This is a genomic window from Streptomyces sp., assembly GCF_031178505.1.
GTDB classification, from domain to species: Bacteria; Actinomycetota; Actinomycetes; order Streptomycetales; family Streptomycetaceae; genus Streptomyces; species Streptomyces gulbargensis.
In genome coordinates this window covers 1-16,949 of the sequence record NZ_JAPSIW010000060.1, presented here as the reverse complement: position 1 = coordinate 16,949, position 16,949 = coordinate 1, and the positions used below count along the sequence as shown (strand labels likewise).

17 protein-coding genes are annotated in these 16,949 nt (G+C 74.5%); 10 read left to right on the top strand and 7 right to left on the bottom strand.

Annotation, left to right across the window (positions count from 1 at the left end):
- Positions 1–105 precede the first annotated feature (105 nt).
- Both RIF68_RS07570 and RIF68_RS07565 read left to right on the top strand, forming a co-directional pair.
- Positions 106–840 (top strand): 2-phosphosulfolactate phosphatase, encoded by a 735-nt coding sequence (locus RIF68_RS07570; RefSeq protein ID WP_309050363.1) that lies wholly within the window; start codon positions 106–108, stop codon positions 838–840.
- Positions 837–1,241 (top strand): hypothetical protein, encoded by a 405-nt coding sequence (locus RIF68_RS07565; RefSeq protein ID WP_309050362.1) that lies wholly within the window; start codon positions 837–839, stop codon positions 1,239–1,241. The genes RIF68_RS07570 and RIF68_RS07565 overlap by 4 nt, the downstream gene beginning before the upstream one ends.
- Positions 1,242–1,494: 253 nt before the next feature.
- Here the strand turns inward: RIF68_RS07565 and RIF68_RS07560 are convergent, their stop codons facing one another.
- From RIF68_RS07560 to RIF68_RS07550, 3 genes are all read right to left on the bottom strand, one after another.
- The gene (locus tag RIF68_RS07560) at positions 1,495–1,833 is read right to left on the bottom strand and encodes a hypothetical protein (protein ID WP_309050361.1); all 339 of its coding nucleotides are present in this window, start codon (positions 1,831–1,833) and stop codon (positions 1,495–1,497) included.
- 85 nt (positions 1,834–1,918) lie between these two features.
- On the bottom strand, positions 1,919–4,336 hold the full coding sequence (locus RIF68_RS07555; RefSeq protein ID WP_309050360.1) for a Tex family protein: 2,418 nt from the start codon (positions 4,334–4,336) through the stop codon (positions 1,919–1,921).
- 103 nt (positions 4,337–4,439) lie between these two features.
- The gene (locus tag RIF68_RS07550) at positions 4,440–5,306 is read right to left on the bottom strand and encodes a hypothetical protein (RefSeq protein ID WP_309050359.1); all 867 of its coding nucleotides are present in this window, start codon (positions 5,304–5,306) and stop codon (positions 4,440–4,442) included.
- Positions 5,307–5,515: 209 nt separating this feature from the next.
- On the opposite strand from RIF68_RS07550, the gene RIF68_RS07545 reads away from it, so the two are divergent.
- Together RIF68_RS07545 and RIF68_RS07540 are read left to right on the top strand one after the other, a co-directional pair.
- Positions 5,516–6,487 (top strand): GlxA family transcriptional regulator, encoded by a 972-nt coding sequence (locus tag RIF68_RS07545; protein ID WP_309050358.1) that lies wholly within the window; start codon positions 5,516–5,518, stop codon positions 6,485–6,487.
- 140 nt (positions 6,488–6,627) lie between these two features.
- Complete coding sequence (locus RIF68_RS07540; RefSeq protein WP_309050357.1) at positions 6,628–7,269, top strand: DJ-1/PfpI family protein; 642 nt, start codon at positions 6,628–6,630, stop codon at positions 7,267–7,269.
- A gap of 83 nt (positions 7,270–7,352) precedes the next feature.
- Here the strand turns inward: RIF68_RS07540 and RIF68_RS07535 are convergent, their stop codons facing one another.
- Positions 7,353–8,099 carry an enoyl-CoA hydratase/isomerase family protein gene (locus RIF68_RS07535; protein ID WP_309050356.1) on the bottom strand — a complete coding sequence of 249 codons (747 nt, stop codon included), beginning with the start codon at positions 8,097–8,099 and terminating at the stop codon, positions 7,353–7,355.
- A gap of 66 nt (positions 8,100–8,165) precedes the next feature.
- On the opposite strand from RIF68_RS07535, the gene RIF68_RS07530 reads away from it, so the two are divergent.
- Entirely contained in the window at positions 8,166–8,825 is a 660-nt protein-coding gene (locus RIF68_RS07530) for a DUF308 domain-containing protein (RefSeq protein WP_309050355.1), read from the top strand.
- A gap of 130 nt (positions 8,826–8,955) precedes the next feature.
- Positions 8,956–9,474, top strand: a complete 519-nt coding sequence (locus tag RIF68_RS07525; RefSeq protein ID WP_309050354.1) for an ATP-binding protein — start codon at positions 8,956–8,958, stop codon at positions 9,472–9,474.
- Here the strand turns inward: RIF68_RS07525 and idi are convergent.
- From idi to RIF68_RS07510, 3 genes are all read right to left on the bottom strand, one after another.
- A complete protein-coding gene (gene idi / locus RIF68_RS07520; protein ID WP_309050353.1) occupies positions 9,440–10,060 on the bottom strand; it encodes an isopentenyl-diphosphate Delta-isomerase in 621 nt (206 codons plus the stop codon). The genes RIF68_RS07525 and idi overlap by 35 nt on opposite strands.
- A gap of 150 nt (positions 10,061–10,210) precedes the next feature.
- Positions 10,211–11,482 (bottom strand): bifunctional class I SAM-dependent methyltransferase/N-acetyltransferase, encoded by a 1,272-nt coding sequence (locus RIF68_RS07515; protein ID WP_309050352.1) that lies wholly within the window; start codon positions 11,480–11,482, stop codon positions 10,211–10,213.
- Positions 11,483–11,671: 189 nt separating this feature from the next.
- On the bottom strand, positions 11,672–12,613 hold the full coding sequence (locus RIF68_RS07510) for a cation diffusion facilitator family transporter (protein ID WP_309050351.1): 942 nt from the start codon (positions 12,611–12,613) through the stop codon (positions 11,672–11,674).
- A gap of 445 nt (positions 12,614–13,058) precedes the next feature.
- Between RIF68_RS07510 and RIF68_RS07505 the strand changes: the two genes are divergently transcribed.
- The 4 genes from RIF68_RS07505 to RIF68_RS07490 form a co-directional block, all read left to right on the top strand.
- Positions 13,059–14,840 carry a DUF5941 domain-containing protein gene (locus RIF68_RS07505; protein ID WP_309050364.1) on the top strand — a complete coding sequence of 594 codons (1,782 nt, stop codon included), beginning with the start codon at positions 13,059–13,061 and terminating at the stop codon, positions 14,838–14,840.
- The gene (locus RIF68_RS07500) at positions 14,837–15,574 is read left to right on the top strand and encodes a phosphocholine cytidylyltransferase family protein (protein ID WP_309050350.1); all 738 of its coding nucleotides are present in this window, start codon (positions 14,837–14,839) and stop codon (positions 15,572–15,574) included. Before RIF68_RS07505 ends, RIF68_RS07500 begins: the two co-directional genes overlap by 4 nt.
- The gene (locus RIF68_RS07495) at positions 15,562–16,623 is read left to right on the top strand and encodes an iron-containing alcohol dehydrogenase family protein (RefSeq protein ID WP_309050349.1); all 1,062 of its coding nucleotides are present in this window, start codon (positions 15,562–15,564) and stop codon (positions 16,621–16,623) included. The genes RIF68_RS07500 and RIF68_RS07495 overlap by 13 nt, the downstream gene beginning before the upstream one ends.
- On the top strand, positions 16,601–16,949 hold a 349-nt coding region (locus RIF68_RS07490; RefSeq protein ID WP_309050348.1), incomplete at its 3' end, for a CDP-alcohol phosphatidyltransferase family protein. The genes RIF68_RS07495 and RIF68_RS07490, both read left to right, overlap by 23 nt.

Below are 16,949 nucleotides of genomic sequence, written 5' to 3'. Positions count from 1 at the left end.
CTACACCGGCACCCTGCTCCTCGTCACCCACGACCGGCGCATGCTCGACGCGGTGCGCACCGATCGCCGCATCGAGGTCGCCGGCGGCAAGGTGACCGAACTCCGGTGACCGTCTCCTTCGGCTGGGGCCCCGTCGAGGCGGGAGCCCTCGGCTCCGGTGCCGCCTGCCTGGTCGTGGTGGACGTCCTGTCCTTCACGACCGCCGTCGGCGTCGCGGTCGAGGGCGGCGCCGCCGTGCACCCGTACCGGTGGCGGGACGCCACGGCCGCCGCGTACGCCCGGCGGGCCGGCGCCGCGCTCGCCGTCGGCCGCGCCGAGGCGACCCCCGAGCACCCCTGGTCGCTCTCCCCGGCCGCCCTGCGCGCCGCCGCCCCCCTGCCGCCCCGGCTCGTCCTGCCCTCGCCGAACGGCTCCACCATCGCCGCGCGGGCCGGCGGCACGACCGTGATCGCGGCGTCCCTGCGCAACCGCTCGGCCGTCGCCCGCCGGCTCGCCGAGCGCGGGTACGGCTCCCAGGACCGCCCGCTCGCCGTCATCGCCGCCGGCGAGCGGTGGCCGGACGGCTCCCTGCGCCCCGCCCTGGAGGACCTGCTCGGCGCGGGGGCGGTCCTCGGAGCCCTGCGGGCCCTCACCGGGCCCGACCCCCTGACCCCGGAGGCGACCGCGGCGGCCACGCTGTGGGACGCGACCGAGGACCCGGTCGCCGCCTTGCACGGCTGCGCTTCGGGCCGTGAACTGTACGAGTACGGCTGTCCCCAGGACGTGGCCGTGGCCGCCGAGATCGACACCTCGACGACCGTCCCCGTCCTCGTGGACGGCGCATTCCAGGAGGCACCATGACCGACGACTCCCTCACCCGGCTCCTCGCGATGCTGGACGATCTCGACGCGGACGTCGACGCCACCATCGACCTCGCCGACGAGGTCGCCACGAGCGGCGGCCCGGAGCTCCTGCCACGCCTGGAGGCCGAGCTCTCCCGCGCGGTCGGCGAGCGCAACGGCTACGCGCGGGAGCTGCTCGGAGGCGTCCTCGCCGGGGTCGGTGGCACGGCGGTCCTGCCGGTCCTGGTCCGCGCCTCGGCCGTCGACCTCGGCGACGACCAGGACGGCCTGGCGACGGAGATCGTCGACCTCGTCCAGGCCGACCCGACGACGGCCCGCCGCCTCCTCACGCCCCTCACGGAGGACGACGACCTCACGGTCGCCAACCGCGCGGACTGGGCGCTGCGCTTCGCGCCGTAGGCGGCAGTCGCGCCCGGCCCGCGGCTCCGCCGGACCTCCGCCCGGGAGGTGCCCCCCGCGCACGCGCGCCGTGCCCCGTGGCCGTTCGGGCGCGGGGGCTCCCGGCGTTTGCCGGGGTCACCCGGGGACGCCCGGTGCGTGATCTTCCGCTGGGCCCCGCCGGCCGGGGGAGTCTCCCGGAACCGGACGCCGCCACTTACCGGACACGGCGCGGGACCCAGGTCCGCTGGTCCCCCGGAGAGCCGGCCTCGCGTCACAGGAGCCGCGTGACGGCCTCCGTCAGGGCGAGGCCCGCCGCCCCGCCGAGGAGCAGGGCGGCGATGCTCGCGGCCCTGCCGAGCCCGCGGTCGTACGGCACGTCCGGCAGGAGCCGGTGCAGGAGCGGCGCCACCACGGCCACGAGACCGAAGCCCGCGCCGAGCCGCGCGTACGTGCCGGCGGTGCACGCGCCCTGGAAGCGCCCGCCGCACCCGTCCGGATCGGTGGCGAACCCGGTGACGACCAGGTGGAGCGCGCTCACGTAGATCGCCCCGAACACCACAGAGGCGACGGCGTCGAGCCGCCGCTCGCGTCGGCCGGTGTCCCCCGTCACGGATACGGGTCGGTCTTCTCCTGTGCGCCGGGCGCCGGGCGCGCGGGCAGCCGGCCCGGATGCCCGCCGCCCGCGCCCCCACGGCTCAGCGCCGCCCCCGGCGCCCCTCGGTCCGGCCGCCCTCGTTGAGGAGCCCCGCCTTGCGCAGGGCGTCGGCCATCGCGCTGTTCGACGGCGCGGGCGCCGACGCCTGGGCGCGGTCGCGGGTCCGGTCCTGGCCGCGGTCGCCCCCGCCGCCGCGGCGCTGCTGCGGCGGACGGCCGGTCCGGTTCGCCGCCCGGTCACCGCGCTCGCCCCGGTCCCGCTTCGGCGCGCCGCCCGCCGCGTCCGCGCCCGGCTCGTCGTCCAGGCGCAGGGTGAGGGAGATCCGCTTGCGCGGGATGTCCACGTCCAGCACCTTCACCTTCACCACGTCGCCCGGCTTCACCACCTCCCGCGGGTCCTTGACGAAGTTCTTCGACATCGCGGACACGTGCACGAGCCCGTCCTGGTGCACGCCGACGTCCACGAACGCCCCGAAGGCGGCCACGTTCGTCACCACACCCTCCAGGACCATCCCGGGCACCAGGTCGCCGATCTTCTCGACGCCCTCCTTGAAGGTGGCCGTCCGGAACGCGGGCCGCGGGTCGCGTCCCGGCTTCTCCAGCTCGCGCAGGATGTCCGTGACCGTCGGCAGACCGAAGGTCTCGTCCACGAAGTCGGCCGGCCGCAGCGAGCGCAGCGTCGCGGTGTCGCCGATCAGCGCCGCGACCTCGCCGCCCGTCCGCTTCGCCATCCGGCGCACCACCGGGTACGCCTCCGGATGCACCGCCGACGCGTCCAGGGGGTCCTCGCCGCCCCGGATGCGCAGGAAGCCCGCGCACTGCTCGTACGCCTTCGGGCCGAGCCGGGCCACGTCCTTGAGCGCCTTGCGCGAGCGGAAGGGGCCGTGGGCGTCCCGGTGGGCGACGATGTTCTCGGCGAGACCCGCGCTGATGCCGGAGACCCGTGAGAGGAGCGGCGCGGAGGCGGTGTTGACGTCGACCCCGACGCCGTTCACACAGTCCTCGACCACCGCGTCCAGGGAGCGGGAGAGCTTCACCTCGGACAGGTCGTGCTGGTACTGGCCGACGCCGATCGACTTCGGGTCGATCTTCACCAGCTCGGCCAGCGGGTCCTGGAGCCGCCGGGCGATCGACACGGCGCCGCGCAGGGACACGTCCAGGCCGGGGAGTTCCTGCGAGGCGAAGGCGGAGGCCGAGTAGACCGACGCGCCGGCCTCCGAGACCATCACCTTGGTCAGGTTCAACTCCGGGTGCCTGGCGAGGAGTTCGCCGGCGAGCTTGTCGGTCTCGCGGGAGGCCGTGCCGTTGCCGATGGCGACGAGCTCGACCGCGTGCTCCTTCGCGAGCCGGGCCAGCTTCGTGAGCGCCTCGTCCCACCTGTTCGCGGGGACGTGCGGGTGGATCGTGTCCGTGGCGACGACCTTCCCGGTCGCGTCCACCACCGCCACCTTCACGCCCGTACGGTAGCCGGGGTCGAGCCCGAGGGTCGCCCGGGTCCCCGCCGGGGCGGCGAGCAGCAGGTCGCGCAGGTTGGCCGCGAAGACCCGGACCGCCTCGTCCTCGGCGGCCGTCCGCAGCCGCAGCCGCAGGTCGATGCCGAGGTGGACGAGGATGCGGGTGCGCCAGGCCCAGCGGACCGTGTCGAGGAGCCACCTGTCGCCGGGCCGGCCCCGGTCGGCGACGCCGAAGCGGGCCGCGACCGTCCCCTCGTACGAGGAGGGTCCGCCGGTCGGCTCCTCCGGCTCCAGCTCCAGGGCGAGCACGTCCTCCTTCTCGCCGCGCAGCATGGCGAGGACCCGGTGCGAGGGCAGCGCCGTGAACGGCTCGGCGAAGTCGAAGTAGTCGGCGAACTTCGCTCCCGCCTCCTCCTTGCCCTCCCGCACCTTCGCGACGAGCCGGCCCCGGGCCCACATCCGCTCGCGCAGCTCGCCGATGAGGTCGGCGTCCTCGGAGAACTTCTCGGTGAGGATCGCCCGCGCGCCCTCCAGGGCCGCGGCCGCGTCCGCCACGCCCCTGTCCGGGGCGACGAAGGCCGCCGCGGCGGCGGCCGGCTCCACCGAGGGGTCGGCCAGCAGCCCCTCCGCGAGCGGTTCGAGACCGGCCTCGCGGGCGATCTGGGCCTTGGTGCGCCGCTTGGGCTTGAACGGCAGGTAGATGTCCTCCAGGCGCGCCTTGGTGTCGGCGCCCAGGATGCGGGCCTCCAGCTCCTCGGTGAGCTTGCCCTGCTCGCGCACCGAGTCGAGGATCGCCGTCCGCCGGTCCTCCAGTTCGCGCAGGTAACGCAGCCGCTCCTCCAGCGTGCGCAGCTGCGCGTCGTCGAGCGTCTCGGTCGCTTCCTTGCGGTAGCGCGCGATGAACGGGACGGTCGAACCGCCGTCGAGCAGCTCGACGGCCGCCCTCACCTGCCGCTCGCGTACGCCGAGCTCCTCGGCGATCCTTGCTTCGATGGACGTCGTCACGGTGTCCCGACTCGCCTTCTCGTGCCTCCTGCTTGCCTGTGCATTCTGCCGGGTCGGTCACCCGGACGCGGTAACCGACCCGTGCCGCGCGCGCCGCGCCCGGTCAGCCCTTGCCGACGAGGTCGGCAGGGAAGGCGCCCGCGGCCGCCGCCGTGAACAGGAAGCCGCGCGCCAGCTCGGTGAGCCGCTCGACACCGGCCGCGCCGAGGTGCTCGTACGGGGCGGCGTCGAGCCGGTCGGTGTGCTCCTCCAGCTCCTCGCGCAGCCGCGTGCCGGCCTCGGTGAGTTCACCGCCGGCGTCCACGAGCCCGCGTCCGCGCAGCCGCTCCACGGCCGCGTCCCAGTCGGCGCGGCCCCAGCCCCGGGAACCGAGCACCCAGCGCGGGGACATGCCCTTGCCGGTGGCGGTGTGGGAGACGAGCGCTTCCACCGGGTCGAGCCCGGCGGAGAGCAGCGCGGCGAGGTGGCCGTCGCCCCGGTGCTCGCGCAGCAGGGTCGCGGCGTGCCAGTAGGCGAGGTGCGGCGCGTCCGGCACCGGCAGGTCGGCGTGGGCGGAGTACAGCGGCCGGGCGTGCCGGGTGCAGGCCTCGGCGGCGCGCAGGGCCAGCCCGGCGGCCTCGGCCATCTCGGCGGAGGCGACGGTCTCCTCGCCGAGCAGGCGGCGCAGGGTGGCGTCGGCGGCGCGCAGCCGCGCCGCGAGGACCTCGGCGGGGGAGGCGGTCTCCCAGACGGCGGGGAGGTGCCGGGCGAGCAGCGTGTGGTTGTAGTTGTAGAAGGTGGCGGCGACCGCGCCCGCGCCGACCGCGCCGAGCGCCGCGCTGCGCGAGGCGAGCCGCATGGCGCTGGTGTCGGTGAAGCCGAGGGTGGTGAACTCGCGGTCCAGGTCGGGCGAGAAGTAGACCGTGGAGTGCAGCGGGTTGAGGGCGTTGTGGCAGCGCCGTCCGGCGCGCGCGGGCAGGTCAGTCGTCATGCGCACACGTTACCGACTGGTCGGTACGGCGTGAAGCGCCGGGCCACCGGGCCACCGGTCCGCCCCGGCACCCGGCACCCGTCGCCGGGCACCCGTCGCCGGGCGCCCGGCCCGGCCGTCCGCCCGCCCGACCGGCGTCCGTCCGGATGGCAGGAAAGGTGGGAAGGGCGTCATTGCGGCCCTCGCGGCCGCCCCCGAGGATGAGGGTCATGACGCAGCGACCCGTCCTCGTCGTCCTCTTCGACGACGTGCAGAGCCTGGACGTCACCGGCCCCGTGGAGGTGTTCACGGGCGCGGGTCGCGCCACCGGCCGTCCCGACGCCTACCCCGTCCGCACCGCCTCCCTGGACGGCGGCCCGGTGCGCACCGGCAGCGGCCTGCGCCTGCTCCCCGACACGACCCTCGCCGGGGCCGTCGCCGACGGGCCGCCCCACACCCTCGTCGTCCCCGGCGGCGAGGGCACCCGCAGCCCCGAACCCGCGCTGATCGACTGGCTCCGCGTCCAGGGCTCGCGGGCCGAGCGGCTGGTCTCGGTCTGCACAGGGGCGCTGCTCCTCGCCGAGGCCGGGCTCCTCGACGGGCACCGCGCCACCACCCACTGGGCCGCCTGCGATCACCTCGCCCGCTGCTATCCGGAGGTCAGCGTCGAGCCCGACCCGATCTTCGTGCGCGACGGCCGGATCGCCACCTCGGCGGGGGTGACCGCGGGCATCGACCTGGCGCTCGCCCTCGTCGAGGAGGACCTCGGCCGGGACGCCGCCCTCACCGTCGCCCGCCACCTCGTGGTCTTCCTGCGCCGCCCGGGCAACCAGGCGCAGTTCAGCGCCCAGCTGGCCGCGCAGACCGCCCGCCGCGAGCCCCTGCGGGACGTCCAGGCCTGGATCGCCGAGCACCCGGACGGTGACCTGTCCGTGGAGGCCCTCGCCGCCCGCGCCCGGCTCTCGCCCCGTCACTTCGCCCGCGCCTTCCAGGCGGAGACCGGCACCACGCCCGGCCGCTACGTCGACCGGGTCCGGCTCGAACACGCCCGCCGCCTCCTGGAGGAGACCTCGCACGGGGTCGCGGAGGTCTCGCGTGCTTCGGGCTACGGAACCCCCGAGGCGATGCGCCGCGCCTTCGTGAAGGCCCTCGGCACCGCGCCCGCCGACTACCGCCGCCGCTTCCACGCGGTTCTCACCTGACCGACCACCACCCTCGTGCACGACCACCGCCGTACCGCGCACCCCCGTGCACGACCACCGCCGTGCACCATCGCGGCCGTCGCCGGTCTCCGCCGTCGTCGGCCCCATGCCGCTGTCCCCGTCCACCGGAAGGAACCACCGTGCAGATCGCCGTGCTGCTCTTCGAGGGCTTCACCACGCTCGACGCCGTCGGGCCGTACGAGCTCCTCGCCCGCCTGCCCGGGGCCGAGACCGTCTTCGTCGCCAAGCAGGCGGGACCGGTCAGGAACGACCAGGGCAGCCTCGCCCTGGTCGCCGACAAGTCCCTCGCCGAGGTGCCCCGCCCCGACATCGTCCTGATCCCGGGCGGCCCCGAGACCCGGGAGACCATGCACGACCCGGAGATCCAGGAGTGGGTCCGCACCGCCGACGCGACGAGCACCTGGACCACCTCCGTCTGCACCGGCTCCCTCGTCCTGGGCGCCGCGGGCGTCCTGGACGGCCGCCGCGCCACCACCCACTGGCTGGCGTACGAGGAACTGCGCGCGCTCGGCGCCGAGCCCACGGGGGAGCGGGTGGTCTTCGACGGCAAGTACGTCACCGCCGCGGGCGTCTCCTCCGGCATCGACATGGCCCTGCACCTGCTCGGCCGGATCGCCGGCGACGAGGTCGCGCAGACGGTCCAGCTCCTCACCGAGTACGATCCCCAGCCCCCGTACGACGCGGGCTCGCCGGAGAAGGCGCCGGCCCACCTCGTCGCCCGGTGGCGAGGCGAGAACGTCGAGTCGCTCGCCCGGGACTGACCCGGCGGCCGCGCCCCGGCACCCCGGGCGCCGACGCGCCACGGGCGACCCCGCGGCCGCGTCCGGCGCGCCCGGCCCGGGCCTCAGCCCCCGTAGGTGAACCGCGGCGTCCGGCGCTCCAGGAAGGCGGCGACGCCCTCGGCGGTGTCGCCGCTGCCCGCGGCCCGGTCCGTCCAGTACGCGTCCCGGTCGGTGCGGCCGTCGGCGAACTCCTTCGCCGCCGCCTGGGTCAGCAGCGACCGGGAGGCGAGCACCCGGCAGAAGGCGGCCACCCGCTCGTCCAGCGCCCCGCCCGCCGGGTGGACCTCGTCCACGAGTCCGGTCCGCAGCGCCCGCTCGCTGTCGATCAGCTCGCCCGAGAAGAGGAGGTACTTGGCGGTCGACGGCCCGACGAGGGCGGTGAGCCGCCGGGTGGAGGAGGACGGGTAGACGATCCCCAGCTTGGCGGGGGTGATGCCGAACCGGGCCCCTTCCTCGGCGAAGCGCAGGTCGCAGGCGGCGGCCAGCTGGCTGCCGCCGCCCACGCAGAAGCCCCGGACGGCGGCGAGGGTCGGCTTCGGGAAGGCCGCGAGCGCCTCCTCGGCGCGGACGGCGAGGCGCTGCTGTTCGTCGCCCGGTTCGCGCAGCGTGGAGATGTCGGCGCCCGCGCAGAAGGTGTCGCCCTCCCCGGTGAGGACGAGCACCCGGACCGCCGGGTCGGCGGCGAGCCGGTCGAGGACGCCGGGCAGCGCCCGCCACATCGCGGCGGTCATCGCGTTGCGCTTGGCGGGGTGGGTGATGACGACGGTCGCGACCCCGTCCTCGACGGTGTCCCTCAGCTGCGGCTCCATGCGCCGGATGCTATCCGCCGGGCCCGAACGTACGATCAGGAAGGGGTCGTTCCGAGGAGGCACCGCATGGCCAAGGACGCCCACGAGACGCACGACCGGGACCCCCACGGGTCCATGTCCCGCGAGGGGAAGCGGCTGAACCGCAGCTTCGGCTGGCTCGCCGCGTTCGGCGCCCTGCTCGTGATCGGGGGTGTCGTCGGCCTCGTCTACACCGGCCTCGCCACCCTCACCTCGATGCTGCTGTTCGGCTGGCTGTTGCTGATCGGCGGCCTGGTCGGACTGCTCCAGGCCGTCCAGTCCCGGGGCGGCGGCTACTTCTGGCTCGCGGTCGTGGTGGCCGCGCTGAACATCGCGGCCGGACTCGTCGTCATCCGCCACCCGGAGGGCTCGGCGGAGGCGCTGACGATGTTCGCCGCCCTGCTGTTCCTGACCGGCGGGGTGTTCCGGCTCGTCGGCAGCGTGGTGGTGCGCGGCCCGCAGTTCGGCTGGACGCTGCTCCAGGGCGCCTTCGGGCTGCTCCTCGGCCTGCTCGTCCTCTTCGACTGGCCGTCCAGCAGCCGGTACGTCCTCGGGACCTTCTTCTCCCTGGCGCTCCTCTTCGACGGGCTCGGGCTGATCGCCATCGGCGTGGGCGGCCGGCGGATCGTCGGTATGGTGACGCCCGGCACCCCGGCGGGCCGGCCGACAAAGTCCTCAGAAGACGTGCAGAACCGGTCGCACAACTGACATCGGCATACTCGGTCGATCGGAAGATGGTCGATAAGTGTCGACTTCTGGTCACTAGGCCGGGCCGGCCGCTTCCATTGCCAAGACTCGATCCGTGGCGAGAATCGAGCACGAGGCTGGGAACCGGACCATGGAGACCCCTGGAGGTGTCCCCGCCCGGCCGCCGTCCTACGAAGGAGTCTGGCGCTTCACCGCTCCCGCGGTCGACGTCTCCGTCCCCCAGGCCCGGCACGCCGTACGCGACCTGCTGGTGCGCCAGGGAGTCCCCGTCCATCACGACATCCTGCACGGCCTGCTGGTGATCGTCTCCGAACTGGTCACCAACGCCGTCCGGCACGCGGCGCTGCTCTCCCCGGAGATAGCGGTGGAGGTGGCGATCGGCCCCGAGTGGATCCGGGTCTCGGTCGAGGACAACCACCCCTACCGGCCCAAGGCCCTGGAGGCGGACTACGGCCAGACCGGCGGACGCGGCCTGCTCCTCGTCCGGGAGATCGCGCTGGAGTCGGGCGGCACCTGCGACGTCGAGCACACCGCGACCGGCGGCAAGATCATCTGGGCGGCGCTGCCGCTGTCCCCGGCCGTGGCCCCGCCCGGGGCCACGCCGGAGGCGCGGATCACCAGCCCCCGGCCGGACCCGTCAGCTCCCTGACGGCCGGGCGCGCCGCGTCCAGGACCGTCATGAACCAGGCGGAGAACGGCGCCGTCGCGTGCCGCTCGGCCAGTTCCCCGGCGGTCACGAAGGCGGTCTCCTCGATCTCCTCGGGGTCCGGGCGCGGCGCCGCCTGCACCATCCCGACGAAGAGGTGGTTGTACTCCTGCTCCACCAGGCCGGAGGCCGGGTCCGGGTGGTTGTAGCGGACCGTGCCCGCCTCCGCGAGGAGCGTCGGCGAGACGCCGAGCTCCTCGAAGGTGCGCCGCGCCGCCGCCGCGAACGGGGCCTCGCCCGGGTAGGGGTGGCCGCAGCAGGTGTTCGACCAGACACCGGGGGAGTGGTACTTGCCGAGGGCGCGGCGCTGGAGCAGCAGTCGCCCCGCCTCGTCGAAGAGGAAGACCGAGAAGGCGCGGTGGAGCTGCCCCGGCGCCTGGTGCGCGGCCAGCTTCTCCGCCGTACCGATGGTCCTCCCGTCCTCGTCGACCAGTTCGAGCATGATCGGCGCCGGGTCTCCCGACGGCTGGACACCGTTCGACGGGATCTCCGGCGAGATCTGTGCCGCGGTGGCTGGTGTGGTCGGCATACCCATCCTTCGCTTCGGTCCTCGGCCCGCTCGGGCCACCTCAGTCTGCCGTACAAAACCGGCTTGTCCGTACTTCGGCGGCCGGGCGTCGCCGCTCCCACCGCACCGGAGTACAACGGCGCGGCGGGAGCGGCGGTCACACCGGGACGGTCAGACCCCGAAAGCCGCCGGGTGGACGAGGTCGCCCCCGGGGACGGGCTCCGAGGCGTCCAGGACCAGCGCCATCATCGCCTCGTCCGGCACCTCGAAACCCGGCCGGATCCCGTACGCGGACGCCCTCGCGAAGCCGAACCGGGGGTAGTACTCCGGATGGCCGAGGACCAGCACCAGCCGTTCGCCGGCCAGCCGGGCCGCGTCCAGCACCGCCCGTACGACGGCCTGGCCGGCCCCCGACCGCTGGTGCGCCGGAGCCACCGACACCGGTGCGAGGGCCGCGGCGGGCTGCCCGCCCACCCGGCACCGGGTGATCAGCGCGTGAGCCGCCACCGTACCGTCGGGCGCCTGCGCCACGTACGACAGGCCGGGCAGCCAGGCGTCGGGGTCGGCGCGCAGGGCGTCGACCAGGTCGGCCTCCGCCGCCCGCCCGAAGGCGGCGGTCACCACTCCGCGCACCGCCGCCCGGTCACCCGGCCGCTCGGGGCGGACGGTCCAGCGCGGGTCCGCCGGCCGCAGGGCGAAACCGGCGTAGCCGTACTCGTCGCCGTGCTCGCGGCGCAGGGTGATCTCGGCCCGCGCGCCGGCCACCGCGGCGCCCATGCCCGGCAGCGTGGTGTCCGCCGCGTCGGCGTGCGCGGCGAGCGGGCCGTAGTACTCCTCCCAGTCGGTCTCCGGCTGGAGGAAGGTCCCGAGGACGTGGTAGCCGGCCGCGACCGCCGCCGCGGCGTTCGCGGTGACGGTGCGGAGCGGATAGTGCGGATCCCAGAAGGCGCGGGCCGCGGGGCCCGGCTCGCCGGTGGTCCACACGCACTCGGTCAGCACCAGGGAGCCGCCGGGGGCGAGCAGCCGCCGCCACGCGGCGAGCGCCCGGTCGAAGCCGACGACGAAGACGGAACTCTCGGCCCACACCAGGTCGAAGGAACCGTCGGGGAAGGGCGGCGCGGCCATGTCGGCGCGCACCGGCCGGATCCGGCCGCCGAGACCGCGCGCGGCGGCCGCCGCCCGCAGTTCGTCCAGGAACGGCCGATGGGTGTCGACCGCCGTCACCTCGGCGTTCGCCTCGGCGGCCAGGAGCAGCGCGGAACGGCCCGGGCCGCAGCCCAGGTCGAGTACGCGCGGACGCTCCGGAAGCGTCCCGGCGAGCGAGAGGAGCCTGCGGGTGGTGGCGTCGGAGCCGGGGCCCTGCCGCGGCAGTCCGTGGTGCAGGGCGAAGAACGCCTCGTGCGAGGCGGACGGGTCGAGCGGGGAGGAAGCGTTGTCGGACAACGTGGAAACCCTCTGTGTGAAGGGCCCCGGCCGACGACGTGACGTACCGGTGGAAGGACCGGGATCAGGCCGACCGGAGGCCCGGGAGCTGGAAGCGGGACCGGGCACGGCCGCGCGGGGCGGCCTCCATCGCGACGGTCATCACCCTCAGCTCCTCTCCCACACGTGTCTGTCCGGGGAGCCTAACAGTCAGAGGCAGAGCTTCGCCTCGTGCGCGGCGTGCCCGGCCGGCTCCAGCTGGAAGGTGCAGTGCTCCACGTCGAAGTGGGAGCCCAGGCAGCCCTGGAGGTCGTGGAGCATCTTCTCGTGCCCCACGGAGTCCAGCGCGCCCTGGTCCACCACCACGTGCGCGGAGAGGACCGGCATCCCGGAGGTGATCGTCCAGGCGTGCAGGTCGTGCACGTCGTCCACGCCCGGCAGGGCCAGGATGTGGGCCCGCACCTCGGCCATGTCGACCCCCTTGGGGGCCGCCTCCAGGAGCACGTCGAGCGTCTCGCGCAGCAGCTTCACCGTGCGCGGCACGATCATCAGACCGATCACGAGCGAGGCGATGGGGTCCGCGTACTGCCAGCCGGTCAGCAGGATGATCCCGGCCGCGACGATCACGGTCACCGAACCCAGCGCGTCCGCCAGCACCTCCAGGTACGCCCCGCGCACGTTGAGGCTCTCCTTCTGCCCCCGCATCAGCAGGGACAGCGAGATCACGTTGGCGACCAGGCCGACGGTCGCGAAGGCGATGGCGAGCCCGCCCCTGGTCCCGGCCGGCTCCATGAACCGCTGCACCGCCTCGTACAGGACGTAACCGCCCACGCCGAGCAGCAGCAGGCAGTTGGCGAGGGCCGCCAGTATCTCGGCCCGCGCGAAGCCATAGGTGCGGTTGCCGGACGGCGGCCGGTTGGCGAAGTGGATGGCGAGCAGCGCCATCGCGAGGCCGACCGCGTCGGTCGCCATGTGCGCGGCGTCCGCGATCAGCGCGAGCGAGTCCGCGACCACACCGCCGATGATCTCGATCACCATCACGGAGAGCGTGATGCCGAGGGCGATCCGCAGCCGGCTGCGGTACGCGGCCCCCGCGGTCCCCGTCGGCGGCGGTCCCCCGTGGCTGTGCCCGTGGTCGTGTCCAGCCCCCATGCCCATGGCCTCCCGGTCGAGTCGTACTCCTGTGCCCCGAGACGCCAGTGAACTACGGGTGGGGGGTATGCGCAACACGGTACTGAACACCGTTGTCATTGGCTCTGACCTGCGGAGATGTCCGCCCTGGTCACGTCCGCGCGACAGGCGCGCGGACGTCCGGAACCTCCGGTGGACCGCTCCGGCGGACGGTCCGGGAGGCCGGTGCCCCGGGGGCGGTGAGCGGACCGCCGGGCACTCCTGACGCTCACCGCCACGTGCGGCGCGGCCGTGCGGACACCACGGGGCCCGGGGGAGTCCTCCCCGCGAAGCCTCGGTGAACTCCCCCTCCGTTCATCCGATAGCCTCAGCCGACGTGCCGCCGCCCGGTGCCGGGCCGCACCGCCGTGCCCGGGGCAGCCAAGGCCCCGCCGGCCCCTCCGTCAGCTCCAAGGAGTGAGTTCGTCTGTCGACCGCCATCCTCACCGGCCCGCCGGCACCCGGATCCTCGCTCGACGACGATCTGCGGTCGCTCGGCTTCGACGTCCGGGTCGCCTCCGGCCCCGAGGAGACCGGCGCCCTCCTGGCCGCCGTCCCGGCCGCCGAACGCGTCGCGCTCGTCGACCCCCGCTTCGTCGGACACCTGCACGCCCTGCGCCTCGCGCTCACCGACCCCCGGTTCCCGGCCGCCGCCGCACCCGGCGCCCTCACCGCCCAGCGCGAGGCCCGCCCCGCGCTGATCCGCGCGCTGGCCGCCGCCACCGGCGGCGACGACCTGACCGGCACCCTGGCCGACGCCCTCGACGCCGACGGCGTCCCCGTCCACCGGCCCCAGCTCGGCACCCTCGTGGCCACCGTGCCCACCGACGCCGCCGCCCGCCACGAGGCCCGCGCCGCCGTCGCCGCCGTCGACGACGAGGCCGTCCGCCTCCGCTCCGCCGTCAAGGCGCACGACGGCTTCTTCACCACCTTCTTCGTCAGCCCGTACTCGCGGTACATCGCCCGCTGGTGCGCGCGCCGGGGGCTCACCCCCAACCAGGTCACCACCGCCTCGCTGCTCACCGCCCTCGTCGCGGCCGGCTGCGCGGCCACCGGCACCCGTGGCGGCTACGTCGCCGCGGGCGTCCTCCTCATCGTCTCCTTCGTCCTCGACTGCACCGACGGGCAGCTCGCCCGCTACGCGCTCAAGTACTCGACGATGGGCGCCTGGCTCGACGCCACCTTCGACCGCGCCAAGGAGTACGCCTTCTACGCGGGCCTCGCCCTCGGCGCCGCCCGCGACGGCGACGACGTCTGGGCCCTCGCCCTCGGCGCCATGGTCCTCATGACCTGCCGGCACGTCGTCGACTTCTCCTTCAACGAGGCGAACGCCGCGAGCACCGGCGCCGCCGCCAAGACCAGCCTGGCCCTCTCCAGCAGGCTCGACGGCGTCGGGTGGACCGTCTGGGCCCGCCGCATGATCATCCTGCCGATCGGTGAGCGCTGGGCGATGATCGCCGTCCTCACCGCCCTCACCAGCCCCCGCGTCGTCTTCTGGGCCCTGATCGCCGGCTGCGCCTTCGGCGCCTGCTACACCACCGCCGGCCGCCTGCTGCGCTCGCTGTCCCGCAGGGGTGCCGGGCGGCCCGACCGGGCGGCCCGGGCGCTCGCCGACCTCGCCGACTCCGGACCGCTCGCCGAACTCGTCGCGCGGGCCGGCCGCCGCCTCCCGGCGCCCGCCCCCCTCGTCGCCCTCCTCGGCGCCGCCCTGATGATCGCGGGCGCGCTGCTCCTGCCCTTCGGCGACCCCCGCCTGATCGCCGTCGCCGCCGGCTACGCGGTCCTCGCCGGCCTCGCCGTCGCCCGCCCCCTCAAGGGCGCCCTCGACTGGCTGGTCCCCCCCTTCTTCCGCGCCGCCGAGTACACGACCGTCCTCGTCCTCGCCGCCCGCTCCGACGTCCCCCAGGCCCTCCCCGCCGCGTTCGGGCTGGTCGCGGCGGTCGCCTACCATCACTACGACACGGTGTACCGCATCCGCGGCGGCACCGGCGCGCCGCCCTCCTGGCTGGTGCGCGTCACCGGCGGACACGAGGGGCGCACGCTCCTGGTGGCCGTCCTCGCCGCCCTGCTCGCGGACCGCGGCGACGACTTCACCCTGGCAGTGACCGCCCTCGCGGGCGCCGTCGCGCTCGTGGTGCTTGTGGAGTCCATCCGCTTCTGGGTCTCCTCCGGAGCACCCGCCGTTCACGACGAAGGAGAAACAGCATGATCGGCCTCGTACTGGCAGCCGGTGCCGGACGGCGTCTGCGCCCCTACACCGACACCCTTCCGAAGGCCCTCGTGCCTGTCGACGGTGACACCACCGTCCTCGACCTCACGCTGAAGAACTTCGCGGAGATCGGCCTCACCGAGGCCGCGATCGTCGTCGGCTACCGCAAGGAGGCCGTCTACGAGCGCAAGGAGGCCCTGGAGGCGAAGTACGGCCTGAAGCTCACCCTCGTCGACAACGACAAGGCCGAGGAGTGGAACAACGCCTACTCCCTCTGGTGCGCCCGTGAGGTCCTCAAGCGCGGTGTGATCCTCGCCAACGGCGACACCGTCCACCCCGTCTCCGTCGAGAAGACCCTGCTCGCCGCGCGCGGCAACGGTCAGAAGATCATCCTCGCCCTCGACACGGTCAAGAGCCTGGCCGACGAGGAGATGAAGGTCGTCGCCGCCGAGGGCCAGGGCGTCCGGAAGATCACCAAGCTGATGGACCCGGCCGACGCCACCGGCGAGTACATCGGCGTCACCCTGATCGAGCCCGAGGCCGCCGAGGAGCTCGCCGACGCCCTCAAGGCCACCTTCGAGCGCGACCCCGACCTCTACTACGAGGACGGCTACCAGGAGCTCGTCAACCGCGGCTTCACCGTCGACGTGGCCCCCATCGGCGACGTCAAGTGGGTCGAGATCGACAACCACGACGACCTCGCGAAGGGCCGTGAGATCGCGTGCCAGTACTGACCCGGCTGATCCCCTCGCCGGTCGTCGTCGACATCCGCGGCGGAGCGCTGGACGACCTGTCCGCGCTCCTCGCGGACCAGCGGATCTCCAGCAACGGCAAGATCGCCGTCGCCATCAGCGGGGGCTCCGGCCTCAAGCTGCGGGACCGCTTCGCCGCCGAGCTGCCGGGTGCCGACTGGTACCCGGTGGCGGGGGGCACCATCGACGAGGCCGTGAAACTCGCCGACGCCATGCGCGGCAAGCGGTACGACGCGGTGGTGGCCCTCGGCGGCGGCAAGATCATCGACGTGACCAAGTACGCGGCGGCCCGGGTCGGTCTGCCGCTGGTGGCCATCGCCACCAACCTGTCGCACGACGGCATCTGCTCGCCGATCTCGACCCTCGACAACGACAACGGCCGCGGCTCCTACGGCGTACCCACCCCGATCGCCCTGGTCATCGACCTGGACGTGATCCGGGACGCCCCCGTGCGCTACGTCCGCTCCGGCATCGGGGACGCGATCTCCAACCTCTCCGCCATCGCCGACTGGGAGCTCTCCCACCGCGAGACCGGCGAGAAGGTCGACGGCCTGGCCGCCGCCATGGCCCGCAGCGCGGGCGAGGCGGTGCTGCGCCACCCCGGCGGCGTCGGCGACGACGATTTCCTCGTCACCCTCTCCGAGGGCCTGGTGATGTCCGGCATCGCCATGTCGATCAGCGGTGACAGCCGCCCCTCCTCGGGCGCCTGCCACGAGATCAGCCACGCCTTCGACCTGCTCTACCCGGCCCGCGCCGCCAGCCACGGCGAGCAGTGCGGCCTCGGCGCGGCCTTCGCCATGCACCTGCGCGGTGCCCGCGACGAGGCCGCGGTGATGGTCGAGACGCTGCGCCGGCACGGCCTCCCGGTGCGCCCGGAGGAGATGGGCTTCACCGTGGACGAGTTCGTACGGGCGGTCTCCTTCGCCCCGCAGACCCGCCCCGGCCGCTTCACCATCCTGGAACACCTCGACCTGTCCGACGACGAGATCAGGGACGCGTACGCCGACTATGCCCAAGCCATCGGTAGCTGAGCTCCGCCCGGTCGTCCACCCGCCGGGTGTGAAGGACCGGCGGAGCGGCGAGCACTGGGGCGGCCGCCTGTACATGCGGGAGATCTCGCTGCGGATCACCCGCCACCTGGTGACGACCCGGGTCACGCCCAACCAGCTGACCTACCTGATGACGGTGTGCGGCGTCCTCGCCGCCCCCGCCCTCCTGGTGCCCGGCATTCCGGGAGCCGTGCTCGGTGTGGTGATGGTCCAGCTCTACCTGCTGCTCGACTGCGTCGACGGCGAGGTGGCCCGCTGGAAGAAGCAGTACTCGCTCGGCGGGGTCTACCTGGACCGCGTCGGCGCCT